We start from the raw sequence: 25,033 nt of genomic DNA, 5'->3' as shown, positions 1-25,033 counted from the left end.
CCATCACTCGATAATGGCTGAATCGGTTCCCTCAGGAACACCGCGTCGGCCTTTTCGCGGGTAAACCCGCTCCCACAGGATGCCGCGCCAGCGTCGGGTTTCCACGATCCCTGTGGGAGCGGGTTTACCCGCGAAAAGGGCGACGCGGTTTCACTGACTCAAGTGGCCGGCCGAACCGCCTTGACCAGGTACTCCAGGCTATACCCCAGCTGCGGCGCCAGGGCCGCAGCCCGCGCGCGCACCGCCTCGATGTCCAACTCCTGCTCCAGGTCCGCCGGCACCAGCACGATCACATTGCCCTCCTTCACCGGCAGCTCCCAGTAATGCCGGTGATACAGCCCGCGCAACAGGGCCGCACCCAGCGGCTTGCCGTCGTCCCCCGCCCACTGGTTGATCACCAGCCAGCCATCCGGGTTGAGCTGCTGCTGGCAGTTCTCGAGGAAATTCCAGGCCAGGTGGCCCACCCCTGGGCCATGGTCGGTGTACAGGTCGACAAAGATCAGGTCGGCTTTTTCTGCCGTGGGCAGCAACTCCACCGCGTCGCCGATACGCACGTACAAGCGCGGGTCGTCGTCCAGCCCCAGGTACTCCATGGCCAGGCGCGGCACGTCCGGGCGCAGCTCGATCGCCTCGACGTCGTCCAGCGGCAGGAACTTCAGGCACGCCTGGGTCAGGGTACCCGCCCCCAGCCCCAGGAACAGCGCGCTCTCCGGCTGCGCATGGCACAGCGCGCCGACCAGCATGGCCCGGGTGTAGTCGTACTCCAGCCAACTCGGGTCGGCGGTGAACACGCAGCTCTGCTCGATGGCCTCGCCGAATTCGAGAAAGCGATAATCCTCGACTTCGTAGACACTGACGATGCCAAAGGCATCCTCGACCCGGGCCAACAGCCGCTCTTCCCGCTCGTTCGCCATTACCACTCCCGCTGACCTGCGTGCAAAACGCGCATTGTCCGTCAATGCCCCCGGTGCAACAAGCGCGTCGCCACCTGATACCATGACAGGCACCTAATACCAGACCCACATAGAGCCCGTGATGACGCAACCCTGGAGCCCTGAAAGCTGGCGTGCGCTGCCGATCCAGCAGCAACCCACCTACCCCGACGCCGCGCACCTGCACAAGGTCGAACAGACCCTGGCCAGCTACCCGCCGCTGGTCTTCGCGGGCGAGGCGCGCGAGCTGCGCCGCCAGTTTGCCGAGGTGACCCAGGGCCGCGCGTTCCTGCTGCAGGGCGGTGACTGCGCCGAGAGCTTTGCCGAGTTTTCTGCCGCGAAGATCCGTGACACCTTCAAGGTGCTGCTGCAGATGGCCATTGTCATGACCTTTGCCGCCGGCTGCCCGGTGGTCAAGGTCGGGCGCATGGCCGGCCAGTTCGCCAAGCCGCGCTCGACCGGCGACGAGACCATTGGCCAGGTCACCCTGCCGGCCTACCGTGGCGACATCGTCAACGGCATCGGCTTCGATACCGCGAGCCGCATCCCCGACCCGGAGCGCCTGCTGCAGGCCTACCACCAGTCCACCGCCAGCCTCAACCTGCTGCGCGCCTTTGCCCAGGGCGGCTTTGCCGACCTGCACCAGGTGCACAAGTGGAACCTCGACTTCATCGCCAACTCGGCGCTGGCCGACAAATACCACCAGCTCGCCGACCGCATCGACGAGACCCTGGCGTTCATGCGCGCCTGCGGCCTGGACACGGCGCCGCAGCTGCGCGAGACCAGCTTCTTCACCGCCCACGAGGCGCTGCTGCTCAACTACGAGCAAGCCTTCGTGCGCAGTGACAGCCTGACCGGCGACTACTACGACTGTTCGGCGCACATGCTCTGGATCGGCGACCGCACACGCCAGCTGGACGGCGCTCATGTGGAGTTCCTGCGCGGGGTGCACAACCCGATCGGGGTCAAGGTCGGCCCGAGCATGAACCCTGAGGAGCTGATCCGCCTGATCGACGTGCTCAACCCGAGCAACGACCCGGGCCGCCTCAACCTGATCGTGCGGATGGGCGCCGGCAAGGTCGGCGAGCACCTGCCGGGGCTGATCCGCACCGTCGAGCGCGAGGGGCGCCAGGTGCTGTGGAGCTCGGACCCGATGCACGCCAACACCATCAAGGCCAGCAGCGGCTACAAGACCCGCGACTTCGCGCAGATCCTCGATGAGGTGAAGCAGTTCTTCCAGGTGCACCAGGCCGAGGGTTCGTACGCCGGCGGGATTCATATCGAGATGACCGGGCAGAACGTCACCGAGTGCATCGGTGGCGCCCGGCCGATTACCGAAGATGGCTTGTCGGACCGCTACCACACCCATTGCGACCCACGGCTGAATGCCGATCAGTCGCTGGAGCTGGCGTTCCTGATTGCCGAGACGTTGAAGCAAGTCCGCCGCTAAACCGCGCGGGCCTCATCGCGGGCAAGTCGGATCGCCGCACCGCCGCTCCTACAGGATCTGCACAACCCCTGTAGGAGCGGGCTTGCCCGCGATGAGGCCAGCACTGACACGACCCCACCCCTTCATTTGCGCAGCGGATCATCCCAGAACGGCCGCTCGGCCTCTTGCTGGATATCCGCCCGACTCAACCCCAGGTCGGCCAGCGTCGCATCGCTAAGCTGTGCCAACTCCCGACGCTGGCGGTACAGCTGGTGCCAGCGCGCCAGGCGCTGAGCGACCTCATGGAACACGTGGCTCAGGGTAAACACCGGTTGCTGGGTAACGCTGGCATGACCTTTCATCGTGAAGCCCTCCGTGTGGATGGCGTCAGTCTCGCGCTGGGCTTAGGATCAATCCAACGAATGTTTCTGATGCCATGCATCTCGGAGATTGATGCAATGTCCCAGTACCAGACCCTCGATTCCGACGTCCTGCGCACCTTCGTCGCGATCGCCGAGCTAGGCGGTTTTACCCGCGCCGGTGAAGTGGTCAACCGCACCCAGTCGGCGGTCAGCATGCAGATGAAGCGCCTCGAGGAAGACATCCTCCAGCGCCAGCTGTTCGAGCGCGATGGCCGCCAGGTCCGCCTGACGGCGGAGGGCCAGGTGCTGCTCGGCTATGCCCGGCGCATCCTCAAGCTGCAGGGCGAAGTGTTCAACACCCTGCGCAGCCCGCACATGGTCGGCGTGGTGCGCATTGGCACACCGGACGACTACGCCATGCGCTTCCTGCCGAGCATCCTCTCCAGCTTCGCCCAGGCCTACCCGTTGATCCAGGTGGAGGTGCACTGCGAGTCGTCCAAGCAACTGATGCTGCGCCAGGACCTCGACCTGACCATCGTCACCCGCGAGCCTGGGCATGAAGTCGGCCAACTGTTGCGCCAGGAGCGGCTGGTGTGGGCGGCCGCGCAAGGCTTCTGCCCACAAGAGCAGCGGCCGATGCCGCTGGCGCTGTTCAATACCGACTGTTTTTGCCGGGCCTGGACCTGCAATGCCCTCGAGACCCAAGGCATCGACTACCGGATCGCCTACACCAGCCCCAGCCTGGCGGCGATCTTTGCAATCGTCACGGCCGGCCTGGCGGTGACGGCGCAATTGCAGAGCCTGATCGGCGGCAACATCCGCATCCTCGGCGAGCAGGACGGGCTGCCGCAGTTGCCGGTGGCCAATGTCATGCTGCTGCGCAACCCGCAGACCCAATCGCCGATCACCGACTGCATGGCCGACTACATCAGCGAAGGGTTTGCGCTGTAAGGGCGGCTGACCCTACAACTCGAACACGAGCATCACCGCACACACCACCAAAAACCCACAGAACAGCGTGCGCAGCACCTTCTCCGGCAGGGCGTGAGCCAGTTTCACGCCCCAACTGATGCTCAACAGCCCACCCACCGCCAGCGGCACCCCCACCTGCCAGTCGACACTGTGGTGCAGCCCATAGGTCAGCAAGGTGACCGAGGTGCTCGGCGCCGCCAGCGCCAGCGACAGCCCCTGCGCCACCACTTGCGTGGTGCCGAACACACTGGTCAGGATCGGCGTGGCAACCACCGCGCCACCTACCCCGAACAGCCCGCCCATGCTCCCGGCAAAACTCCCCAGCACCCCCAGCCACGGCCAGCCATAGCGGATCTCGCTGCTCGCCGGCGCCACGCGCATGAACATCCGCGCCACGTTCCACCCCGCCAGCGCGACCAGAAAGCCGACAAAGCCCAGGCGCATCGAGTGCGCATCGATGCCCACCGCCCAGATCGAGCCCAGCCAGGCGAACACCAGGCTGCACAGCGACAGCGGCAAGGCATGGCGCAACTCGATGCGGTTGCGCTGGTGATAACGCCACAGCGCCAGCAGCACGTTGGGTACCACCATCACCAGCGCGGTGCCTTGCGCCATCTGCTGGTCCAGGCCGAACAACACGCCCAGCGCAGGGATCGCGATCAAGCCACCGCCGATCCCGAACAACCCGCCCACGGTACCCAGCGCAGCGCCCAGCACGATATACATCAACCACTCGATCATCAGGGCCTCGCCTGCCTGTTACAGAATGTGTGCATGCTAACGATTGCGGCCTGGCGGGGAAACGCACAGCAGCGCACAATGGCTGTGCGTAACTCGCATAAGCAGACCTGCCATGAACCCCGATACCCTGACCGAACAACTCAGCCTGTTTCTCGATGTGCTGGAGTCCGGCAGTTTTTCCGCTGCCGCCCGTCGTCATCCGCTGACCCCCTCGGCGGTGGCGCGGCGCATCGACAACCTGGAAGCGGCTGTCGGCAGCCGCCTGTTCGTGCGCAGCACCCACGCGGTGCGCGCGACGCCGGCCGGCAATGCCTTCGCCGAACGCGCCCGGCGCATCATCGACGAGCTGCGCCTGGCCCGCGCCGAGGCGGTGTCGCTGAGCAACGCCCCCGAGGGCCTGATCCGCGTCGACGCCCCCGCTGCCTTTGGCCGCCGCCACCTGGCACCGGCGATCGCCGACTTTCTGGTCGCCTACCCGGGGCTGGACGTGCAACTGCGCCTGATCGACAGCTTCGTCGACCTGCACGGCAGCCACCTGGGTGAGGTCGACCTGGTGCTGCGCGCCGGCCCCCTGGCCGACACCCGCCTGGTGGCCACCCCACTGGCCTACATGGTGCGCATCGCCTGCGCCAGCCCGGCCTACCTGGCCAGCCGCGGCATGCCCAGCTGCCCCAGCGAACTGCCCGGCCACGACGGCCTCGACTGGGACGGCCTGGCGCCGCCGTTCGCCTGGCGCTTCAGCGTCGACGGCCAGACCCGCCTGTACCGCCCGGCGCGCATGCGCATGGCGGCCAACAACGCCGAGACCCTGTTGTTCGGCGCCCTGGCGGGGCTGGGCATCGCCCACCTGCCGACCTGGCTGATCAGCGACTACCTGCTGCGCGGCGAGCTGCTGCCGCTGTTTTGCCACAACGGCCTGCCAAAACCTGAGACCAGCGGCGTTTATGCGCTACGCCTGGCACATGAAACGAACTCTCGCAGCCGCTTGCTGCTCGAATTCCTCAAGAGCCGCTTCAGCCCTGTGCCCCCTTGGGACTTGGCCTTGCGCCATGAATTACGCTGTTGATGCCTGCGCTTAACCCGCCGCATGGCGATTTATAATCCGAACCTTCCAAGGACCTGCATGAACGCCGACAACAACGCCCCTTGCGACGAGCTGCTGCTGGACAACCAGGTCTGCTTTGCCCTGCACTCCACCTCGTTGCTGATGACCAAGGTCTACAAGCCCTTGCTCCAGGCCCTCGGCCTGACCTACCCGCAATACCTGGCGATGCTGGTGCTGTGGGAGCAGGACGGCCTGACCGTCGGGGAGATCAGCCACCGCCTGCTCACCGACCCCGGCTCACTGACGCCCCTGCTCAAGCGCCTGGAAAGCGAAGGCCTGCTCAAGCGCACCCGCAGCCGCGAAGACGAACGGGTGGTACTGGTGCAACTGACCGACAAGGGCCAGGCCCTGAAAACCGAGGCCAAGCAGGTGCCGACGTGCATCCTGCAGGCCAGCGGCCAGAGCCTGGAGCGCCTGCAACAGCTGCAAGCCGAGCTGCTCGCGCTGCGCACCAGCCTGCAAAAAAGCCTCTGAGGGCTATGCTGTGAGGTGACCGTTCGGACGAACGGCTGAAGATTTATCTTGCGCACTAAATAATTGCGCGCTAATTTAAATCCCATACCCACCCAGCGCTTCGGCGCACAGCACATTCGCGAGGCTCACGATGCAAAAGGTCACTCCCCTGTACATTGCACAAGCGACGTCCACTGGCGGTCGCGATGGCAGCTCCCGCTCCAGCGACGGCAAACTCGAGGTCAAGCTGAGCACCCCCAAGGAGCTCGGCGGCGCGGGCGGTGAAGGCAGCAACCCGGAGCAGCTGTTTGCCGCGGGCTATTCGGCCTGCTTCATCGGCGCCCTGAAATTCGTCGCCGGGCAAGAGAAGAAAGCTCTGCCGGCAGACGCGTCGATCACCGCCAAGGTCGGCATTGGCCAGATCCCCGGTGGTTTCGGCCTGGACATCGACCTGGAGATCAACCTGCCAGGCTTGGCCCAGGCGGACGCCGAAGCGCTGGTCGAGAAGGCCCACCAGGTGTGCCCGTACTCCAACGCCACCCGCGGCAACGTCGACGTACGCCTGCATGTGACGGTCTGACGATCGCGCAGGCATAAAAAAACCCGGCCAAGGCCGGGTTTTTTTGCGGTCGCAAGAAGTGATTACTTCTTGGAACGGCCCTTGAAGCTACCGTCGCGGGTGTCGATATCGATCATTTCGTCGATTTCGATGAAGTCAGCGACCTGTACTTCAGTACCGTTGGACAGCTTGGCAGGCTTCATGACCTTGCCCGAAGTGTCGCCACGAGCGGAATTCTCGGTGTAGACGACTTTACGGCTGATGGTGGTCGGCAGCTCTACCGATACCAGACGGTCTTCGAAGAACACGGCTTCGCAGACGTCGGTCATGCCTTCTTCGATGTACGGCAGAACGGCCTCGATGTCTTCGGCGTTCAGTTCGTACATGGTGTAGTCGGTGGTGTCCATGAAGGTGTACTGGTCACCGCTGATGAACGACAGGGTCGCTTCTTTGCGATCCAGGATCACGTCGTCCAGCTTGTCGTCCGCACCGTAAACGGTTTCGGTCTTGTAGCCGGTCAGCAGGTTCTTCAGCTTGGTCTTCATGATCGCGCTGTTACGGCCCGACTTGGTGAATTCAGCTTTCTGGACCAGCCACGGATCGTTATCGATGCGCAGAACGGTACCGGGTTTGATTTCTTTACCAGTTTTCATTGCTAAATATCCGAATCTGGATGGATTTATAAAAATCGAGGCCGCGTATCATAGCGAATTTCGGTAAAAGTGTACTAGCGCCGTGGCAAGGTCCGGCCGAGCGGCCTGCCCTGCCGCCCACCCACGCGCGTATTGCTGCAGTTCATCCCAGTGCGGCTGCAGCGCTCGCCAGGCCTGGCCCATGTCGCGGTCCATGTTCCACGCCCGGGACAATTCGCCCAGCGCGGCCGCCGCCGGGTCCGACAGGCCCTGGCGATAAAGCGCGAGAAAGGCGTCGAGTTTTTCCCAATGGGCGTTCTCTTCCTGCACATAGATGTGCCACAGCATCGGCACGCCCGCCCACTGCGCGCGGACGAACGAGTCTTCGCCGCGCACGGCATTGAAGTCACACGACCAGAGCAGCTTGTCGTAGTCGTCCTGACTGACGAACGGCACCACCTGCACCGTCAACGCCCCGCGCTGATGCAGCGCGCCGGGCGCCAGCTCGGCCTCGCCCAGCCACTGGCCGAGGTCGGCGAGCACCCGACCTTGCGGCACCAGCAGGTGGGTGGGCTGGGTATCGGCCACCAGCGCATCGAGCCAATTGGCCAGTTGCGGGTTTTCGTAGGCGAACAGCGACATCAGCCGGCTGCCGGCCTGCACCTGCACGCCCAGCCCTGCGAGAAACGCCGAGCGCTGGCCCTTGAAGGCATCCCGCCGCGCCAGCAACGAGGCCTCGCGCAGCAGGCCGCCAGTGCCTGCGGTAAAGCCGGGGAAGAAAAACACCTTGCGCAACCCATTGGCCTGCGGCGAGGGCAGGCCATGGCAGCCTTCGACCCAGTCCTCGGCACTCAGGTACTCGAGGTTGAGCCACAGCGGCGGCGTGGGCTGCTGGCGCATCGCTTCGATGTAGGCCGCGGGCAGCTGGCAAGCAAAGGCACCCACCACGACATCGGCCGGCGCGGCTAGCTGCCAGTCGGCGGGCCAACGGCGCACGTCGACGCCCTGCTGGCATTGCTGCTCGGCGTTGGCATCCGCCTCGGGGCACAGGCGCACGAACGACTGCAGGTCGTCGACCCACAGGCGCACCGCCAGGTCGTGCTCGGCCACCAGTTGCCGGGCCAGGCGCCAGGTGACGCCGATGTCGCCATAGTTGTCGACGACGGTGCAGAAGATGTCCCAGGTGGTTTTCATCGCCACTCGCCCTTGTTCGCGCGGAAAAGCCGGCGATTCTGCGGATAAATTGTCGCCGACAAAAGCACTGTGCTGAAAATTTGTCCGTGGCGCATGCGACAATGCCCGCCATCACCCGCCCTGCCAGGAGGCTGCCATGAACCGCTACCGCCGCCGCGAACTGAAGATTACCCTCAAGCCCGTGCAACTGATCGCCTGTATCGCCTTTGGCCTGTGGCTGGGCGCCGTGGCCATCGGCCTGAGCCTGTGGTTGGCGCTGCGCCTGTGGCCGGAGCAGGTGCAACCGGTGGCCCAGGTCATCGCCCCGGCCGCCGTGGCGCCGGCACCTGTGCCCCCGGCCGATGCCCAGGCGCAGATGTTCGAACGCTACAAGGACATCCTGCACAACCAGGAAGCCGAGCAGGCGGCCCAAGCGGCCCAGGGCAACCCGCGCAACCTGAACAAGCCCAAGTGCCAGTTCTGGCTGCAACAGAACCGCACCGCCCCCACCGACAAGAGCCAGGCCAATGTGCTGGAGTTCTGCTACTGACCATGAACAAGACCGCCCTGCTCGCCCGCATCGTCGAAACCCTCGAACATGACGTCGAGGTGTTGCGCCGTGCGGCCCAGACCGCTTACGAAACGGCCACCGCCGAAGAGAACATCGCCGAGAACAAGTACGACACGCTTGGGCTCGAAGCGTCGTACCTGGCGACCGGCCAAGCCCGGCGCACGGCCGAGATCCGTGAGGCGCTGCTGACCTTTCAGCAATTGCGCCCGCGCGACTACGACCCGGCGCGGGGGATCCAGGTCAGCAACCTGGTGACGCTGGAGGATGAGGACGGCGTGCAGCGATTACTGTTCATCGGGCCTGAGGGGGCTGGGCTGAAGATTGGCGAAGGGGCGCAGCAGGTGACCGTGATCACCCCGCGCTCGCCGCTGGGGCAGGCCCTGCTGGGCAAAGGCGTCGATGACGAAGTGCGTCTGGTGGTGGCCGGGGTGGCGCAAGTGGCCTTTGTGGTCGAGGTAGTCTGACCCGGCCTCTTCACGGGGCAAGCCCGCTCCCACAGGTTCGGCGCCGCTCTTCCGGCCAGCGGAGAACCTGGAGGAGGTTCGGCGCCGCTCTTCCGGCCAGCGGAGAACCTGGGGGAGATTCGGCGCCGCTCTTCCGGCCAGCGGAGAACCTGTGGGAGCGGCGGTGCGCCGATGCGACTTGCCCCGCGAAGAGGCCCTCACAGCCACCACAACGCTAGAGCGCCTGCAACGCATCGAACTGCTGCAACAATCCCTGTTCAGCAAACCGCTCCACCACAAAATCAATGAACGCCCGGGTCTTGCCCGGCAACAGCTTGTGCTCGGCGTAATAAATACTGATGTTGCCGTCATCCACATACCAATCCGCCAGCACCCGCTGCAAGCGCCCCGCCCTCAGGTACGGCACCGCAAACGGCAAGCTCACCAGGGCGACCCCCAAGCCCTGCTCGGCCACCGCGCAGGCCGCATCGGAGTCGCTCATGGTCATCGCCTGCCGCAACTGCAAGGGCCGCTGCTCCTTCCAGCGGCTGGTCAACGGCCACGCGCGCACGCGCCCGGTCTGCGGTGAGCGGATGAGGATCCCGGCATGCCCCGGCAAGTCCTCGGGCGCCGTGATCGGCGGGTGCTGCGCCAGGTACCCCGGCGCCGCCACCAGCACCCGGTGCGCCGGCGTCAGGCGCCGCGCCACCACGCCGGGCGGCAGGTCGAAGCCGCCGCCAATGGCCGCGTCGAAGCCCTGGCCGATCAGGTCCACCTGGCGGTTGTCGAAATGCCAGTCCGGAGTGATCGCCGGGTAGCGCTGAAGAAACTCACCCAGCAGCGGCACCACATACAGCCTGCCGAACACCGTGCCCATGCTCACCCGCAACAGCCCCGCCGGCTGCCCTTCGGCGCTGGCCAGGTTGGCCATGGCGTACTGAATGGTGCGAAAGCTGTCGCTGACTTCTGCGAGAAAACGCTGGCCGGCCTCGGTCAGGGTCAGCTTGCGCGTACTACGCTGGAACAACCGCACGCCCAGCCGCGCCTCCAGCTGCGCGACATTCTTGCCCACCGCCGCCGGGGTCAGGCTGAGGCGCCGGGCCGCTTCGGCAAAGCTGCCGACTTCGGCACTGCGGATAAAGCACTCCAGGGTGCTGAACGATTCCATGGCCATTGATTCACAACCCAAGGTTTACTCTGATGATCGCGATTGCCATCTTATCAGCAGCTAATCCTCGGCCGATACTGCGCCCATCCCAAGGCATCCAGCCTTGCTCATCTGCAGGAGATCAGCATGTCCATCCCACGTAATCTCGACGGTAAGGTAGCTCTGGTTCAAGGCGGTTCGCGCGGCATCGGTGCGGCCATCGTGCGGCGCCTGGCGGAGCAAGGCGCGCAGGTCGCGTTCACCTACGTCAGCTCGGCCGGCCCGGCTGAAAACCTGGCCGAGGCGATCAACCAGGCCGGCGGCAAGGCCCTCGCCCTGCGCGCCGACAGCGCCGACGCCAGTGCCGTGCAACAGGCGGTGCAGACCACGGTGGACACCTTTGGCCGCCTCGACATCCTGGTCAACAATGCCGGCGTGCTGGCCGTGGCGCCGGTCGCCGAATTCGACCTCGGCGACTTCGACCGGATGCTCGCGGTCAACGTGCGCAGCGTGTTCGTCGCCAGCCAGGCGGCGGCCAAGCACATGGGCCAGGGCGGGCGGATCATCAACATCGGCAGCACCAATGCCGAGCGCATGCCGTTTGCCGGCGGCGCGCCGTATGCCATGAGCAAGTCGGCGCTGGTCGGGCTGACCAAGGGCATGGCGCGCGACCTCGGGCCACAGGGGGTCACCGTCAACAATGTGCAGCCTGGGCCGGTGGACACCGACATGAACCCGGCCGAAGGCGAGTTTGCCGACAGCCTGATTCCGCTGATGGCAGTTGGGCGCTACGGGCGTGTCGAGGAGATTGCCAGTTTCGTGGCGTACCTCGCGGGGCCGGAGGCGGGCTATATCACCGGCGCCAGCTTGACCGTGGACGGCGGCTTCTCGGCCTGAGGTTTGGGGTGCCAACGCCGGCCTTATCGCGGGCAAGCCCGCTCCTACAGGTTCACCGCAGCTCTGTAGGAGCGGGCTTGCCCGCGATAAGGCCAGCACTATCATCAACCAGGCGGCGATTGCAGGCTCTCCTCCAACACCTGCAAAAATGCCCGCGCCGCGGGCGTCGGGCTGGCCGCCCACACCGCATACAAATGCCGCACCGGCGCATCCTCCAGCAGCGCCACGCTGACCCCGGCAAAGTCCCTGGCAATGCGCTCCGGCACCAAGCCCACCGCCATCCCACGCTGCACGAACTTCTCCACCAGACGAATATGCCCGATCTCGAACTGCACCCGCCGCACCAGCCCGGCCGCCAGAAACGCCTCGTCGGTCTGCCGCCGCGCCCCGGTGCCCTCGGGGAAGTCCACCAGCACCTGGTCGGCTATATCTGCCAAGGCCAAGCGCTCGCGCCCGGCCAATGGATGCCCCGGCGGCAGCACCGCCACCAATTCCTCGCGACCCAGCAAGCGGTGCTGCACCCCCTGCAGCACCTCACCCTGCCACAGGCCGATAAAGCCGACATCCAGCCGCCGCTCGCAGACATCGGCCACCAGCAACTCGCTCTTGGCCGTCAGCCAGCGCACATCCACGGCGGGGAAGCGCGCATGAAACACCGCCAGCAGGTCGACCAGGTCGAGCGCCGTCAACGAGCTGATCTCGCCAATCGACAGCCTGCCGCGCACCTGCCCGCAGGCCGCCGCGACGTCATCGGCAATCCGCTGGGCAGCCTCAACCGCCGGCCGCGCGCTGAGCACGAAGGCCTCCCCGGCGGGCGTCAGGCGTACCCGCCGCGACGTCCGCTCGAACAGGCTGACGCCCAAATGCGCCTCGAGCCTTGCGACCTGATGGCTGAGCGCCGACTGCACCACATGGCAACGCTCGGCCGCGCGGGTGAAACTGCCGGTGTCGGCCACGGCCAAGGCGTACTCGAGCTGCTTGAGGTTCATGGATTGATCTGCAATCGAGATAGATAAGCTGAAAACTATACATTGGTGTCATGCCGGAAACATGCCGATACTGACCGCACTTTTCTTCTGCCCGCAACGAGATTCGCCATGAACGCCCCGACCCTCAGTCGCGCCCTGATCCTGCTGATGGCGACCGCCACCGGCCTGGCCGTGGCCAGCAACTACTATGCCCAGCCGCTGCTGCACAGCATCGCCGAGCAGTTCGGCCTGAGCACCGCCAGCGCAGGCACCATCGTCATCGCCGCGCAGCTCAGCTACGGCGCCGGCCTGTTGCTGCTGGCGCCGCTCGGCGACCTGTTCGAACAGCGCCGCCTGATCGTCTGCATGATCGCCATCGCCACCCTCGGCCTGGTCATCAGTGCCTGCGCACCCAACCTTCCCTGGCTGCTGGTCGGCACGGTACTGACCGGGCTGTTCTCGGTGGTGGCGCAGATCCTCGTGCCGATGGCCGCCAGCCTGACCGCGCCCGAGCAGCGCGGGCGCGCCGTCGGTACGCTGATGAGCGGCCTGCTGCTGGGCATTCTGCTGGCGCGCACCGCGGCGGGCTTCATGGCCGAACTGGGCGGCTGGCGCAGCATCTATGTGCTGGCGGCGGTGCTGATGGCGATCAGCGCCATTGCCCTGTACCGCAGCCTGCCGCAGCACCACAGCCATGCCGGCCTGAAATACCCGGCGCTGATCGGCTCGGTGTTCCGCCTGTTCGTCGAAGAGCCGGTGCTGCGCCTGCGTTCGCTGCTGGGGCTGTTGGCGTTCAGCCTGTTCGGGCTGTTCTGGACGCCGCTGGCGTTTCTGCTGGTGCGCGAGCCGTATCAGTACTCGGAAGCGGCGATCGGCCTGTTCGGCCTGGCGGGCGCGGCCGGCGCATTGTCGGCGAACTGGGCCGGGCGCCTGGCGGACCGCGGCCGGGGCGCGCTGGGCACCACCGTCGGCTTGCTGGCGTTGCTGCTGGCGTGGATCCCGCTGGGCTTTGCCGAGCACTCGCTGATCGCCTTGCTGGTTGGCGTGCTGGTGCTCGACCTGGCGGTGCAGCTGGTGCATGTCAGCAACCAGAACGCCGTGATCGCTTTGCGCCCGGAAGCGCGCACCCGGCTGAATGCCGGGTATATCACCTGTTACTTCATTGGCGGCGCGCTGGGCTCGCTGCTCGGCACGCAGCTGTTCGAGCGCAGTGGCTGGATCGGCATCGTGGTGGCCGGGCTGGTGATCGGCACGCTGGCGCTGGTGGTGTGGGGGTTGGCCGAGCGCAAGCGCAAGCTGGTGATCCAGACCGCTTGAGGATGAGGGATGCGGCCTCATCGCGGGCAAGCCCGCGCCTACAAGGGCATGCGCTGAACCCTGTGGGAGCGGGTTTACCCGCGAAGAGGCCAATGTGGGCGACATCCCGCCGCATACCCTCCGTCGCCTCGCCTTTGACTTGCCGGCCAGCGCAGTCTTGGATTGGTAGTGGTCAAAAGCCCTCCCACTGACAGGACGACACAATGACAAGACTCACGGTGCAATCCGGCGATTTCTTGCAAGGTGAAGGCGAGTATCGCAATGGATCGCTCACACTCAAGACCCCGCGCAGCCAGTCGCCCGGAGAACGCATCTCCCTGGCGCGCATCCAGGACCTCAAGCTGGCCAGCCTGGAAACCAACCGCAGCCTGGGCACCGCGCTCGGCTGGGGGGTGGCCGGAGCGCTGGTGGCCGGCCCGGTTGGGCTGATCGCCGGGCTCTGGCTGGGCGGCAAGGAAGAAGAAGCGACCTTTGTCGCCACCTTCAAGGACGGCCGCAAGCTGATGGCCATCACCGATGGCAAGACCTGGTCGAAGATCGACGACACCTGGCGTCGCCGCCAGAGCTCAACGGCCAGCTGAATCCACCGACCCGTCTTTCGTCTCCCTTACTGAGCGCCCCTAAATAGGGGCGCCCGGCCTACCTGCGCCTGCTAACATGGCGCCCCTTTGCCTGGCCGGCGCAACACCGCCAGGCACCCTGCCCGCCACCGCACTGCGCACGTCGACAGCAGCCGAACCATAACGGCGCGTCCGCCCTTCAAGGAGCCCCGCATGACCTTGCTTCGCCCTCGCCTGCCGCTGAGCCTGCTCAGCCTTGGCCTTGCCCTGCACAGCGGCCACGCCCTGGCCGACGCCAGCGTGACCCTCGCCCCGCTAGAGGTTTCCGACGTGTACGGCAGCAACGGTTATCAGGTCCGCGAGGCCCAGCTGGGCGGCTTGCAGCCGTCGCCACTGCTCGACACCCCGGCCGCGGTCAGCGTGTTCAGCGAGCAACTGCTGCAGGACCGCCAGGTGCGCAAGCTCAGCGAAGTGCTGCAAAGCGATGCCTCGGTCGGCGAAAGCTACGCACCGATCGGTTATTACGAGAACTTCAACGTGCGCGGCTTCGAGCTGAATGCCGCCAGCAGCTACAAGATCAACGGCCAGACCGTCGTCGGTGAACAGAACGTCGCCCTCGAGAACAAGCAGCAGGTCGAGCTGCTCAAGGGGTTGTCCGGGGTGCAGAGCGGTGTGTCGGAACCGGGCGGCCTGGTCAACTACGTGACCAAGCGCGCTGCAGACGTGCGCAGCGTGAGCGTTTCGACCAACGAGCAAGGCGAGCGGTACCTGGCCACCGACCTCGGCGGCTGGTTCGGCAGCGAGCGGCAGTTCGGCCTGCGCGCCAACCTCGCCCATGAGGACATCCGCTCGTATGTCGACCATGCCGACGGCAAGCGCGATTTCGCCTCGCTGGCGTTCGACTGGCAGATCAGCGCCAATGCCACGCTGCAGCTGGACGCCGAGTATCAGCACCGCGAGCAGCGCTCCGTGCCGGGGTATCAGTTGCTCGGCGGGACCGAGGTGCCGCATGGCATCGACCCTGATGACCGACTGGCGTACCAGCAGTGGGCAAAGCCGGTGCAGAACGACTCGCTGAACCTCGGCGGGCGGTTCGAGTACCGCTTCAATGACGACTGGAATGCGGTGGTGAGTGCGTCGCGCAGCAAGGTGGTGATTGACGATTACAGTGCGTTTGCGTGGGGCAGCGAAAATGGCATGCAGTCGCACTTCAGCCCTGATGGCGACTATGACATCTATGACTTCCGCAGCCCCGACGATACTCGCCGTACTGATGAAGCACAGGCCATGCTCAACGGTCGCTTCGACGCATTGAGCGTTGGCCATGAGCTGACTGTTGGCACCAGCGCCCAACGCCGGACGGTTGATCAGCGTCCTTACTACAACATCGATGTCGGCGACGGCAACATCAATGCTGACACGCCGTCCTGGGCCCAGTCAGAGCTGCCGGTAGGCGCCAGCGAGCGCCGCCTGGATAGCCGTCAGTACGGTTTGTTCTTCAGTGATCGCATTACCCTCAACGAGCAATGGCAGACCGTGCTCGGTGCCCGTGAAGTGCGCCTGGACGAAAAAACCTGGAACGAAAACGGCGTAGCCGGCCGCCACACCCAGCAATACCAGTTGCTGCCCAACGCCGCCCTGATCTACAAACCACGCCCGGACACCACGCTCTACGCCAGCTACTCCAAAGGCCTGTCAGCAGGTGGCACCGCACCATGGTTCGCTAATAACGGTTACGACATCCTCGCCCCCACCCTCTCCCGCCAGCTGGAAGTGGGCATCAAGCGCGATTGGCAGGGCATGAGCTTCACCGCCGCGCTGTTCCAGATCCGCCAGGCCAACCAGTACGTGCGGCCCGAGGACAACACCTACGTGCAGCAGGGCCAGCAGAAGAACACCGGCCTGGAGCTCGGCGCCAGCGGCTGGGTCACCTCGCGCCTGCAGATCCAGGCCAGCGCCGCGGCGATCCGCGCCCGTGTCGAGGACAGCGGCACCGATGCCTACGAAGGCCATCAGGCGATCAACGTGCCACGCTTGCGCGCGGCGCTGCACGCCGACTACAGCTTGCCGATCGCGGGCCTGGCGCTGCTCGGCGGGGCGCGCTACAGCGCCAGCAAGCACGCTAGTCAGGCAGGTGGTGTCGAGGTGGGTGGGTATACCGTGTTCGATGTCGGCAGCCGGTACCGGACCGAGATCGGCGGGTATGACACGGTGCTGAGGCTGACGGTGGATAACGTCTTCGATAAACGTTACTGGCGGGATGTGGGCGATTACCTGGGGGATAACTACCTGTTCCAGGGTGCGCCGAGGACTGCGCGGTTGTCGGCTTCGGTCAGCTTCTGAGGAAACAGGCCATTTCGCGGCAGCATGCTTTGTGGGTGTTGCTGCTGACGGCCTCATCGCGGGCAAGCCCGCTCCTACAGGGGCGCCGCGAAGACCACGGATGTCGCGGATATCGCGGATGTCGCGGATGTCGCGGATGTCGCGGATGTCGCGGATGTCGCGGATGTCGCGGATATTGTAGGAGCGGGCTTGCCCGCGATGGGGCCAGCAGCCGCAACCAAAATGCGCCGAAAACAAAAAGCCCCCGAACCTTTCGATTCGGGGGCTTCTCGTAGAATGTGGCGGTGAAGAAGGGATTTGAACCCTTGATACGATTTCTCGTATACACACTTTCCAGGCGTGCTCCTTCGACCACTCGGACACTTCACCGTTTCTCTTCAAGCTATTCAGCCTGTCGAGGCGCGCTAATTTAGTCGAACACCTTTACCTTGGCAAGCGTTTTTTTCAGAATTTTCATGCGCTTAAGCAGATCGAGCGGAAAACCCAAGGCAGCAAGGCAATGCTGCCATTCTCGCCAGCGCTTTTACCTCGGCCCCGCGCCCTGCCCCCAAACCACACGGCATGCCCGCCCGACGCTGACTGGCCGGTCAGCCTTGCTGCTTTACCTGCCGGGCCGCGCTGGGTAACGTCATCGCCATTCCAACAAAGGACACTGTCATGAGCGAGCTGATCAACTACCACCTGGACGAAGGCGTCGCCACCCTGACCCTGAACAACGGCAAGGTCAACGCCATCTCGCCGGATGTCATCGCCGCCTTCAATGCCGCCCTCGACCAGGCCGAGAAGGACCGCGCGGTGGTGATCATCACCGGCCAGCCGGGGATTCTTTCCGGCGGCTACGACCTCAAGGTGATGACCGCCGGCCCGCAACAAGCGGTCGGCCTGGTGACCGCCGGCTCGACCCTGGCCCGGCGCCTGCTGTCGCACCCGTTCCCGGTGATCGTCGCCTGCCCGGGGCACGCCGTGGCCAAGGGCGCGTTCCTGCTGCTGTCGGCCGACTACCGGATCGGCGTCGAAGGGCCGTACAAGATCGGCCTCAACGAAGTGCAGATCGGCATGACCATGCACCACGCCGGTATCGAGCTGGCGCGCGATCGCCTGCGCCGCTCGGCCTTCCACCGCTCGGTGATCAACGCCGAGATGTTCGAACCGCAGGACGCCGTGGATGCTGGGTTCCTGGACCAGGTGGTGCCGGCCGAGCAGTTGCTCGAGCGCGCCGTGCAGGTCGCCCGCGAACTGAAGAAGCTCAACATGCTGGCGCACAAGAACACCAAGCTCAAGGTGCGCAAGGCGCTGCTGGAATTGCTCGATGAGGCGATCATGCGGGATCAGGAGCATATGGGCTGAGGCTGCCGGCCTCTTCGCGGGGCAAGTCGCACCGGCGCACCGCCGCTCCCACAGGGTGTGTGCCGGCGCCCGGTGGTCGTTCGGGCGCTGGCGCCAATCGCCACCGCAGGGCTCGACAAGGACGGCCTGCCGGCGCTGATCGAGCAGTGTCGCGCGGCGATGCAGCAGTGCCTTGACCAGCTGCACCGTGAACTGGGTTGAAAGCGCATGCGGCGGCGGTTGCCCTGCGGCCGCAGACCGACCAAGCTGTGTCTCGTGTTCAACCGAATAAGCGGACAGCCATGGGTCGAGTCGTCGCAGCGGCGGTGTACAGCGCCGGGAGAAAGGTCACCAACATCAATATCGACGAGGGCAGCGAGTGGGCGCAAAAGCCCGGCCACTTCGTCTGGATCGGCCTCGAAGAGCCCGACGCCGAGGCGCTGGCCAGCCTGCAGTGCCAGTTCAACCTGCACGAACTGGCCATCGAGGACGCCCTGGAGAAACACAGCCGGCCAAAGCTCGAGACCTTTGGCGACGCGCTGTTCATCGTCACCTATTCGCCGGTGCGCCATGAGGGCAAGCTGGAGTTCATCGAAACGCACATCTTTGCCGGCAACGGCTACATCATCACCTGCCGCAACGGCCACTCGAAATCCTACGCACTGGTGCGCCAGCGCTGTGAGGCGCGGCCGCTGCTGCTCGAGCACGGCGAAGACTTCGTGCTGTATGCCCTGCTCGACTTCGTCACGGAAAACTACCAGCCGGTCAGCGAAGCCATCCACGGCGAGATCGAGGAGCTGGAGCAGAGCGTGCTGAGCAATTCGCTCAAGGAAGAAGACATCCAGCGCCTGCACAGCCTGCGCCGCGACATCCTGCGCCTGCGCCGCTATGTGGCGCCGATGGTGGAGATCAGCGAGGAGCTGCAACGGTTGAGCTTCCCGTTCATCGACAAGAACATGCGCCCGTATTTTCGCGACGTGCAGATCCACGTCACCCGGCAGATGGAGGACTTGGCCAGCATCCGCGACATCGCCAGCCAGACCATCGAGATCGGCATGCTGATGGAGTCGTCGCGGCAGAGCATCACCCAGCGCAAGTTTGCCGCGTGGGCGGCGATCCTGGCGTTTCCGACGGCGATTGCCGGGATCTATGGGATGAACTTCCAGAACATGCCCGAGCTGGGTTGGCACTATGGCTATTTTGCCGTGCTCGGGGTGATCGGGCTGGGGTGCAGCGGGCTGTTTGTGAGCTTCAAGCGCTCGGGGTGGTTGTAGGGCTCAAGACGGCGGTGGCTTCTTCGCGGGTAAACCCGCTCCTACAGGTATTGTGCACACCTCGTGCCTGTGGGAGCGGGTTTACCCGCGAAGGAGCCAGCGCAATACCAACGCCTGGTGATCAGGCAGCGCTTTCCTTGCCCTTGGCCGAATGCCCGACAAAGCGCAGCATCCACTCGCCGACCAGGTCACCCTGGTGCTCCTCGGAGAGGCTGGCGATCGCCCGCTGATACACCTCATCACCCAACGACGCCTGGCGCGCATCGAGCAACGCCCGCGAATAGTCGTGGACGAACTCCGGATGCCCCTGGAAGCACAACACCTGATCACGGATGTGGTAGGCCGCATTCGGGCAGAAGTCGCTGGAGGCGATCACCGTGGCGCCTGCGGGCACCTCGGTCACCTGGTCCTGGTGGCTGATCAACAAGGTCAGCTCGGACACCTCGGGGTCCATCCACGGCGCATGGGCCGCCAGGCTGTAGCGATGAATGCCCACGCCCCAACCACGGTCGGCGCGCTCGGCCTTGCCACCGAGCACCAGCGCCAGCAGTTGATGGCCGAAACACACGCCGAGCAACTTCTCGCCACGCTCGTAGAGTTTCAGCAGGTAGACCTTGAGGGTCTGGATCCACGGATCGCTGCCGAACGAGTCGGCCTTGCTGCCCGTCACCAGGTACGCATCGAAGACTTCGCCGTCCGGGGGGTAATCACCGTTCATCACGTTGTAAACACGAAACTCGGCCTTGACCGACTGACGCAAGAACAGCTGCTCGAACATCCTTCCGTAACCTTGGTACTGCGCCGTCAACTCCGGTCGCAGAACATCGGTTTCAAGGATGCAGATGCGTAACGACATAGCGATAGTCCTGAACGACATGGGTGGGATTTGCTGTAGAGACTGACGCGAAAGACACGTACAAGCAAGTAGGATGCACTGACGAACGGTAGGCCCTGTCACCCTTGGTAACCACCGTCGCGCACTCGTCTAGCCCCAGCCTGCCAGGCTGCTGGCCAGTGGCCTTACAAGCAAATTCGTTCGGTGGTTTTGCGGTTAGAACAAAGCGTTCTGAAACAGGGATCACCTACACCCTACTGTTGGTTGTATATCCACACACAGGAGGCAAGCAGGATCGGCGAAGGTTTACGCCGCTGCGATCGACCCGACACGTGACAAGGAAGCCAACGGCTATTCAGGAATAACAACAAGAAGGCGGTCCGCCATGTACAGACAATCGAAACTACGCCAAGCCGGACTTATATTGTTCGCCACCACATTGCTGCTGATCCTGCCGAACCTCACGCGGCTGTTTGGCTGAAGGTGGCTGTGGAATTTGCACGCCGCGCACAGGTAACCTGCCAACCCTGACGGTTGGAGATCGCCCATGCGCCACACCCTTGCCCTGCTCGCCTTGCTGTTCAGCCTGCCGCTGTGCGCAGCGCAACTGAACCTCGAGCTGGGTGAGCACTCACGCCGATGGAGCAGCGCCGCGCTGCTCAGCCATCCGCAGGCCCGCAGCCTCGACATTGCCCAGGACGTTGCCTACAAGCGGCCCATGCGTTATCGCGTGGTGCCGCTGGCGGCGCTGCTCGAGGGCGTGACGGCGGACGATCACCTGCAGGCGGTGGCGCTGGATGGGTTTGCTGCGGAGATGCCGGCGGCTCCGCTGCTGCAGGCAGGGCCGGCGCGGGCCTGGCTGGCGGTGGAAGACTCGGCCCAGCCGTGGCCGGCGCTGGGCCAGGGCAAGCCGAGTGCGGGGCCGTTCTATCTGGTGTGGAGTGACCCGCAGGCGGGTGGCATTCGACCGGAGCAATGGCCGTTCCAGATTGCCACGATCCGTCGGCTGGCCTCGGTTGAACAGCGGTTCCCGGCATTGCTGCCCGACCCCAAGCTTGCCAGTGATGACCCGGTGCGCCAGGGGTTTGCCTTGTTTCAGCAGAACTGCCTGGCGTGTCATCGGCTCAATGGGGCGGGGGATGCGCAGTTTGGGCCGGATTTGAATGTGCCCTATAGCCCGACCGAGTATTTTCAGCCGGCGTTCTTGCGCCGTTATATTCGGGACCCGCAGGGGTTGCGGCAGTGGCCCCAGGCGAAGATGCCGGGGTTTGCTGAAGCGGTGTTGAGTGAGCAGGAGCTGGATGCCCTGCTGGCGTATCTGGGGCATATGGCCAAGCGCAAGCCTTGAGACCGCGTCGCCTTTATCGCGGGCAAGCCCGCTCCTACAGATTCTCAACCCCTGTAGGAGCGGGTTTACCCGCGAAAAGGGCGGCGCGGTGGATCAGGCCCGAGGCCTTTCGTGTTTGACGCCCCAGCCTTCGACCTCGCCGCCCAGAGGGCCAACGACCCCCTCGAAGGTTTCCTCGAAGGCACCAATACCCCGGTAAGTGGCATACATGATCTTGCTCAACTCCAGGTCCCAGCCGCCATCGTCCCGTTCACGCACCTGAGCATTCAAGGACTCGCCACGAAACTGTCCGGCGGCTCGCCGCGCGCCGTCTTCATTGGGAAAAACCGCGTAAAACTCGATGGGGTGGATCTGGGTGAAGTCGAAACCGCCAGCTTTCATCTGGCTCAGGACATTGCTGCTGATATCGTCGTTCTGGCTGCTCATGAATCGTCCTCCTGAATAATGCAATGGATAGACTTTCCGTGCACTACGCACCTACCCGGCCCGTGAAGGCACCTGGCAGTTCGAGCTGATGCAAGACGCGATGGAACCCACACCGACCCGCAGAAAAGGCCGATGCGTTCATCCAGCGTAGTGCCTGCAGCGGCACTACGCCAGAACAGGCTGCTCAGGGCAGTTCGCGGATATCGCTGATGGTCACGCCACTCTGCTCCTTGAGCCAGCGCGCGGTGGGGGATTGGCTGCGGTCCTGGAAGTCGTTGAGGTCCAACTCGTCCAGCAGCGGGAACAGCTTGGTGCGGATCGCCCGCGCCGCCTCCTCATCACTGGGACGCTGCTCGGCGGTGAGCAACAGCGTGGTCGGTTCGCCTTTCTGGTCGGCAAAGATGACTTCCCACTCTTTCATTGAATAGCCCTCGCTGGTAACGCATTGAGTGACATCCGTTCTAGCTTGACCCCAGCCCGGGCGCATTGTTCAGCATGGGGTGCCGAGCGCGCATGAAAAAGGGCTCGCCGGTCACCCGGCGAGCCCTCGCTCAACAGCAGCTGTTACTGAAGCAACTTATTTAGGCGTGCCGTGCACCACACCGGCGGTGTTATCCAGCAAGCTCTTGGTCGCGGTCTGGATATACGCCTCGAGGTTTTTCAGCAGCGCCGGCTGGTCGGCACCCTCGATCAGCTCGGCCTTGAACTCACTGCCCAGCTGGTAGCGGTACAGGCGCGGGGTCATGTCCTTGGACTCGATGAGTATGCGGTCACCCTGCACCAGGCCAACGATCTGCTCGCTACCCGACGGCTTGATGATGCCCACGCCCGGGTCGCCTTCCGGCAGGTTGAGCAGGTCACGGCCCCAGCACTGATGGCGAGTGGTGCCACCCAGGCGGCCCATGATGGTCGGCACGATGTCGACCTGGGTACCGACGGTGTGGTCGAGCGCGCCGAACTTCTCCTGGATCCCCGGGCCGATCAGCAGCAGCGGCACGTTGAAGCGGCCGAGGTCGAGCTCGGTGACCTGCTGGTGGTTGCCGAAGCCGTGGTCGCCGACGATGACGAACAGGGTTTCCTTGAAGTACGGCTCCTTGCGCGCCTTCTCGAAGAACTGCCCCAGCGCCCAGTCGGAGTAGCGCATGGCGGTGAGGTGCTCGTCGAGACGGCCCTGGCCGGTCACTGGCTCGACCGGCAGGTCTTTGGGCAGCGCGTACGGGGTGTGGTTGGACAGCGTCTGCAGCAAGGCATAGATCGGCTTGCTGCCGTCGCGTTTGGCCAGCTCTTCGGCGCCACGGTCGAACATGTCCTGGTCGGACACGCCCCAGGTCGGGTCGGAGAACACCGGGTTGACGAAGTCGTTACGGCCGATAAAGGTGGTCATGCCCTGGTTGCCGAAGAAACCGGACTGGTTGTCCCAGGCGAAGTCACCGTTGTAGACGTACACGTCGTCGTAGTCGCGCGCACTGAGCAGCGCCGGCAGGCCCGACAGCTTGTGGCTGCCCTCGGGCGTCTGCATCAGGTACTCGAAGCCCGGCAGGTTGGGGAAGCAGGCCATGGTGGCGAACATGCCCTGGTGGGTATGGGTGCCGTTGGAGAAGAAACGGTCGAACAGCAGACCCTCCTTGGCCAGCTTGTCGAAGTACGGGGTGATGTTGTTCGGGCTGCCCAGGGCGCCGACCGAGTGACCGGCGAAGCTCTCCATGAGGATCACCACGACGTTCTTGATCGGCAGGGTGCGTTCGGCCGGCGGCACGAAGTCACGGCGGATCGCCGCTTCGTCGGCATCGACCAGGGTGTCGTGCGGCGTCAGCAGCAGGTCACGCACGCTTTGCTGGGCCTCGACCGGGTCGAGGGTGGCCTTCCACAGGTTGGCGCGGTCTTCACCGAAGCGGCTATGGGCGGCGTCGATCAGGGTCAGCGTGCCGTTAAGGCCGAGCTGGTTGACGAAGTTGGAATCGGTGGTGAAGGCATCCCCCCAACGCATCGGCGGGCCTTGGCGCAGGGTGCCACGGGCGGCGACCACGGCCACCAGCAGGACCACCATGAACACGGCCAGGCGGTAGTACCAGACCGCGACCGGGCGCGCGCCCACTGCGGAACCTGCACCGCGGCCAGGCCGGGTGAGGCGGTCGACGCCCTTGAACAGCAGGCTCAGCAGCCAGGTGCCGAACAGCCAGGCGAGCAGGTAGCGGACCACCGGGAAGCCGTACCAGAGCATGCTCATGACGGTTTTCGGGTCTTCCTTGACGTACTGGAAGACCAGGCCGTTGAGGCGCTGGTGGAACTCGCGATAGAAGTCCATTTCCAGCAGGCCGAGGAACATGACGGTGCTCGCGGCAATCGTCAGCCAGGCGCGGAACAGCCCGCGAGCCGCCATCGCGGCCGGGCTGAGGATCGCCAGCAGCAGGGGAATGCTCAGGTACACCACGACCCGCAGGTCGAAGCGCAGGCCATTGAGGAAGCCCTCTGCGACGGTGGCGGCCGGCGTATCGCCGATCATGTCGCTGTTGTAGACCAGCAGCCCCAGGCGCACCAGGCTGAGCATCAGCATGATGACCAGACCGCAGAGCAAGGTGTAGGCCAGGTGCGATTTGAGGGTCGGCGCGAACGGGACCGGCACGGCCCGTTGTTTCAAGGCATCCGTGTTAGCCATGAATGGGGAGATCCTAGGATTGCGGTTTGCGGGAAGGCGACAGTAAACGCCCGGCAGCCCTGCCATCAAACGTGGCGAGTGGGCGAACGCAGCATTGTGCGGCGCGGATTCTGGTTAATCCAGTGTGAAAATTATGTCACGGGGATTTAGGCGGGGTGTCAGCAACGGCCTCTTCGCGGGGCAAGCCCGCTCCCACAGGATCCCCGCATACCTTCAGAGCGACGCGGTACCTGTGGGAGCGGGCTTGCCCCGCGAAGAGGCCAACCCTGCAGAATCAGATACGGATATTGCCCCGCGGCCCGGCAATCGCCCAGATGATCAGGCCAATCACAGGCAGTAACAAAATCAGCAGAATCCACAGCACCTTGGCCCCCACCCCGACCCCGCTCTTGACCACATTGAGAATCGCCCAGATGTCCAAGGCCAGAATGATCAGCCCCACCAACCCATTGAATGTCGAACCCATGTCGCCGCTCCCGCCGTCGATCGCTGTGAGCCTGAGCATAGCGGCTATCACGTCGATAGAAGGGAATCCTTGGCCGCTCGCGCAGGTCACTGGGTAGA

Annotated in this window: 27 protein-coding genes and 1 tRNA gene; 15 read left to right on the top strand and 13 right to left on the bottom strand. The window is 64.7% G+C overall.

Annotation, left to right across the window (positions count from 1 at the left end; genetic code table 11):
- Positions 1 to 158: 158 nt before the first annotated feature.
- Positions 159 to 914, bottom strand: a complete 756-nt coding sequence (locus tag CCOS865_RS08955; protein WP_119139917.1) for a spermidine synthase — start codon at positions 912 to 914, stop codon at positions 159 to 161.
- 121 nt (positions 915 to 1,035) lie between these two features.
- Between CCOS865_RS08955 and CCOS865_RS08950 the strand changes: the two genes are divergently transcribed.
- On the top strand, positions 1,036 to 2,382 hold the full coding sequence (locus tag CCOS865_RS08950) for a class II 3-deoxy-7-phosphoheptulonate synthase (protein WP_119139915.1): 1,347 nt from the start codon (positions 1,036 to 1,038) through the stop codon (positions 2,380 to 2,382).
- 122 nt (positions 2,383 to 2,504) lie between these two features.
- On the opposite strand, the gene CCOS865_RS08945 is transcribed toward CCOS865_RS08950, so the two are convergent.
- Complete coding sequence (locus CCOS865_RS08945; protein WP_119139913.1) at positions 2,505 to 2,723, bottom strand: DUF1127 domain-containing protein; 219 nt, start codon at positions 2,721 to 2,723, stop codon at positions 2,505 to 2,507.
- Positions 2,724 to 2,819: 96 nt separating this feature from the next.
- Between CCOS865_RS08945 and CCOS865_RS08940 the strand changes: the two genes are divergently transcribed.
- On the top strand, positions 2,820 to 3,674 hold the full coding sequence (locus CCOS865_RS08940) for a LysR substrate-binding domain-containing protein (protein WP_119140959.1): 855 nt from the start codon (positions 2,820 to 2,822) through the stop codon (positions 3,672 to 3,674).
- A 12-nt stretch (positions 3,675 to 3,686) separates the two neighbouring features.
- On the opposite strand, the gene CCOS865_RS08935 is transcribed toward CCOS865_RS08940, so the two are convergent.
- On the bottom strand, positions 3,687 to 4,436 hold the full coding sequence (locus tag CCOS865_RS08935) for a sulfite exporter TauE/SafE family protein (protein ID WP_119139911.1): 750 nt from the start codon (positions 4,434 to 4,436) through the stop codon (positions 3,687 to 3,689).
- Between the two features lie 112 nt (positions 4,437 to 4,548).
- Here CCOS865_RS08935 and CCOS865_RS08930 point away from each other — a divergent pair, with 112 nt between their 5' ends.
- The 3 genes from CCOS865_RS08930 (at position 4,549) to CCOS865_RS08920 (ending at position 6,574) form a co-directional block, all read left to right on the top strand.
- Positions 4,549 to 5,502, top strand: coding sequence for a LysR family transcriptional regulator (locus CCOS865_RS08930; protein WP_119139909.1), 954 nt, complete (start codon positions 4,549 to 4,551; stop codon positions 5,500 to 5,502).
- 57 nt (positions 5,503 to 5,559) lie between these two features.
- On the top strand, positions 5,560 to 6,015 hold the full coding sequence (locus CCOS865_RS08925; protein ID WP_119139907.1) for a MarR family winged helix-turn-helix transcriptional regulator: 456 nt from the start codon (positions 5,560 to 5,562) through the stop codon (positions 6,013 to 6,015).
- Between the two features lie 130 nt (positions 6,016 to 6,145).
- Positions 6,146 to 6,574, top strand: a complete 429-nt coding sequence (locus CCOS865_RS08920; protein ID WP_119139905.1) for an organic hydroperoxide resistance protein — start codon at positions 6,146 to 6,148, stop codon at positions 6,572 to 6,574.
- A gap of 62 nt (positions 6,575 to 6,636) precedes the next feature.
- On the opposite strand, the gene efp is transcribed toward CCOS865_RS08920, so the two are convergent.
- Positions 6,637 to 7,206, bottom strand: a complete 570-nt coding sequence (efp, locus tag CCOS865_RS08915) for an elongation factor P (protein ID WP_119139903.1) — start codon at positions 7,204 to 7,206, stop codon at positions 6,637 to 6,639.
- Between the two features lie 48 nt (positions 7,207 to 7,254).
- On the bottom strand, positions 7,255 to 8,379 hold the full coding sequence (gene earP, locus CCOS865_RS08910) for an elongation factor P maturation arginine rhamnosyltransferase EarP (protein ID WP_119139901.1): 1,125 nt from the start codon (positions 8,377 to 8,379) through the stop codon (positions 7,255 to 7,257).
- A gap of 136 nt (positions 8,380 to 8,515) precedes the next feature.
- Here earP and CCOS865_RS08905 point away from each other — a divergent pair, with 136 nt between their 5' ends.
- Both CCOS865_RS08905 and CCOS865_RS08900 read left to right on the top strand, forming a co-directional pair.
- Positions 8,516 to 8,908: a hypothetical protein gene (locus tag CCOS865_RS08905; RefSeq protein ID WP_119139899.1), complete on the top strand. Its 393-nt coding sequence runs from the start codon at positions 8,516 to 8,518 to the stop codon at positions 8,906 to 8,908.
- Between the two features lie 2 nt (positions 8,909 to 8,910).
- Positions 8,911 to 9,393, top strand: a complete 483-nt coding sequence (locus tag CCOS865_RS08900; protein ID WP_119139897.1) for a GreA/GreB family elongation factor — start codon at positions 8,911 to 8,913, stop codon at positions 9,391 to 9,393.
- Between the two features lie 214 nt (positions 9,394 to 9,607).
- On the opposite strand, the gene CCOS865_RS08895 is transcribed toward CCOS865_RS08900, so the two are convergent.
- Positions 9,608 to 10,546 (bottom strand): LysR family transcriptional regulator, encoded by a 939-nt coding sequence (locus CCOS865_RS08895; protein ID WP_119139895.1) that lies wholly within the window; start codon positions 10,544 to 10,546, stop codon positions 9,608 to 9,610.
- 120 nt (positions 10,547 to 10,666) lie between these two features.
- Here CCOS865_RS08895 and CCOS865_RS08890 point away from each other — a divergent pair, with 120 nt between their 5' ends.
- Positions 10,667 to 11,416 carry a 3-oxoacyl-ACP reductase family protein gene (locus CCOS865_RS08890; RefSeq protein WP_119139893.1) on the top strand — a complete coding sequence of 250 codons (750 nt, stop codon included), beginning with the start codon at positions 10,667 to 10,669 and terminating at the stop codon, positions 11,414 to 11,416.
- 104 nt (positions 11,417 to 11,520) lie between these two features.
- Here the strand turns inward: CCOS865_RS08890 and CCOS865_RS08885 are convergent, their stop codons facing one another.
- Complete coding sequence (locus tag CCOS865_RS08885) at positions 11,521 to 12,405, bottom strand: LysR family transcriptional regulator (RefSeq protein ID WP_119139891.1); 885 nt, start codon at positions 12,403 to 12,405, stop codon at positions 11,521 to 11,523.
- Positions 12,406 to 12,513: 108 nt separating this feature from the next.
- Here CCOS865_RS08885 and CCOS865_RS08880 point away from each other — a divergent pair, with 108 nt between their 5' ends.
- The 3 genes from CCOS865_RS08880 to CCOS865_RS08870 all read left to right on the top strand — a co-directional run bounded on the left by CCOS865_RS08880 (position 12,514) and on the right by CCOS865_RS08870 (position 16,604).
- Positions 12,514 to 13,701: an MFS transporter gene (locus CCOS865_RS08880; RefSeq protein ID WP_119139889.1), complete on the top strand. Its 1,188-nt coding sequence runs from the start codon at positions 12,514 to 12,516 to the stop codon at positions 13,699 to 13,701.
- Positions 13,702 to 13,904: 203 nt separating this feature from the next.
- Positions 13,905 to 14,282: a hypothetical protein gene (locus CCOS865_RS08875; RefSeq protein ID WP_119139887.1), complete on the top strand. Its 378-nt coding sequence runs from the start codon at positions 13,905 to 13,907 to the stop codon at positions 14,280 to 14,282.
- A 192-nt stretch (positions 14,283 to 14,474) separates the two neighbouring features.
- Positions 14,475 to 16,604, top strand: a complete 2,130-nt coding sequence (locus tag CCOS865_RS08870) for a TonB-dependent siderophore receptor (protein ID WP_119139885.1) — start codon at positions 14,475 to 14,477, stop codon at positions 16,602 to 16,604.
- Positions 16,605 to 16,883: 279 nt separating this feature from the next.
- Here CCOS865_RS08870 and CCOS865_RS08865 read toward each other — a convergent pair.
- Positions 16,884 to 16,973: transfer RNA gene (locus tag CCOS865_RS08865), tRNA-Ser, on the bottom strand.
- Between the two features lie 288 nt (positions 16,974 to 17,261).
- On the opposite strand from CCOS865_RS08865, the gene CCOS865_RS08860 reads away from it, so the two are divergent.
- The 3 genes from CCOS865_RS08860 to CCOS865_RS08855 all read left to right on the top strand — a co-directional run bounded on the left by CCOS865_RS08860 (position 17,262) and on the right by CCOS865_RS08855 (position 19,204).
- On the top strand, positions 17,262 to 17,951 hold the full coding sequence (locus CCOS865_RS08860) for a crotonase/enoyl-CoA hydratase family protein (RefSeq protein ID WP_119139883.1): 690 nt from the start codon (positions 17,262 to 17,264) through the stop codon (positions 17,949 to 17,951).
- 72 nt (positions 17,952 to 18,023) lie between these two features.
- Positions 18,024 to 18,152 carry a hypothetical protein gene (locus CCOS865_RS28385; RefSeq protein ID WP_415842658.1) on the top strand — a complete coding sequence of 43 codons (129 nt, stop codon included), beginning with the start codon at positions 18,024 to 18,026 and terminating at the stop codon, positions 18,150 to 18,152.
- Positions 18,153 to 18,232: 80 nt separating this feature from the next.
- Positions 18,233 to 19,204: a magnesium and cobalt transport protein CorA gene (locus CCOS865_RS08855; RefSeq protein WP_119139881.1), complete on the top strand. Its 972-nt coding sequence runs from the start codon at positions 18,233 to 18,235 to the stop codon at positions 19,202 to 19,204.
- Between the two features lie 121 nt (positions 19,205 to 19,325).
- On the opposite strand, the gene CCOS865_RS08850 is transcribed toward CCOS865_RS08855, so the two are convergent.
- Positions 19,326 to 20,060 carry an amidotransferase gene (locus tag CCOS865_RS08850; RefSeq protein ID WP_119139879.1) on the bottom strand — a complete coding sequence of 245 codons (735 nt, stop codon included), beginning with the start codon at positions 20,058 to 20,060 and terminating at the stop codon, positions 19,326 to 19,328.
- Positions 20,061 to 20,586: 526 nt separating this feature from the next.
- On the opposite strand from CCOS865_RS08850, the gene CCOS865_RS08845 reads away from it, so the two are divergent.
- Positions 20,587 to 21,387, top strand: a complete 801-nt coding sequence (locus tag CCOS865_RS08845) for a cytochrome c (protein ID WP_119139877.1) — start codon at positions 20,587 to 20,589, stop codon at positions 21,385 to 21,387.
- Between the two features lie 93 nt (positions 21,388 to 21,480).
- Here the strand turns inward: CCOS865_RS08845 and CCOS865_RS08840 are convergent, their stop codons facing one another.
- The 4 genes from CCOS865_RS08840 to CCOS865_RS08825 all read right to left on the bottom strand — a co-directional run bounded on the left by CCOS865_RS08840 (position 21,481) and on the right by CCOS865_RS08825 (position 24,935).
- Positions 21,481 to 21,813, bottom strand: a complete 333-nt coding sequence (locus tag CCOS865_RS08840) for a ribonuclease E inhibitor RraB (protein WP_119139875.1) — start codon at positions 21,811 to 21,813, stop codon at positions 21,481 to 21,483.
- A 184-nt stretch (positions 21,814 to 21,997) separates the two neighbouring features.
- On the bottom strand, positions 21,998 to 22,234 hold the full coding sequence (locus CCOS865_RS08835) for a hypothetical protein (RefSeq protein WP_119139874.1): 237 nt from the start codon (positions 22,232 to 22,234) through the stop codon (positions 21,998 to 22,000).
- A 156-nt stretch (positions 22,235 to 22,390) separates the two neighbouring features.
- A complete protein-coding gene (locus tag CCOS865_RS08830) occupies positions 22,391 to 24,469 on the bottom strand; it encodes an LTA synthase family protein (protein ID WP_119139872.1) in 2,079 nt (692 codons plus the stop codon).
- Positions 24,470 to 24,743: 274 nt separating this feature from the next.
- Positions 24,744 to 24,935 (bottom strand): PLDc N-terminal domain-containing protein, encoded by a 192-nt coding sequence (locus tag CCOS865_RS08825; RefSeq protein ID WP_119140957.1) that lies wholly within the window; start codon positions 24,933 to 24,935, stop codon positions 24,744 to 24,746.
- Positions 24,936 to 25,033 lie beyond the last annotated feature (98 nt).

The sequence above is a fragment of the Pseudomonas reidholzensis genome (assembly GCF_900536025.1).
GTDB lineage: Bacteria > Pseudomonadota > Gammaproteobacteria > Pseudomonadales > Pseudomonadaceae > Aquipseudomonas > Aquipseudomonas reidholzensis.
The sequence above is the reverse complement of the archived record's forward strand: the minus strand, read 5'-3'. Positions and strand labels throughout refer to the sequence as shown.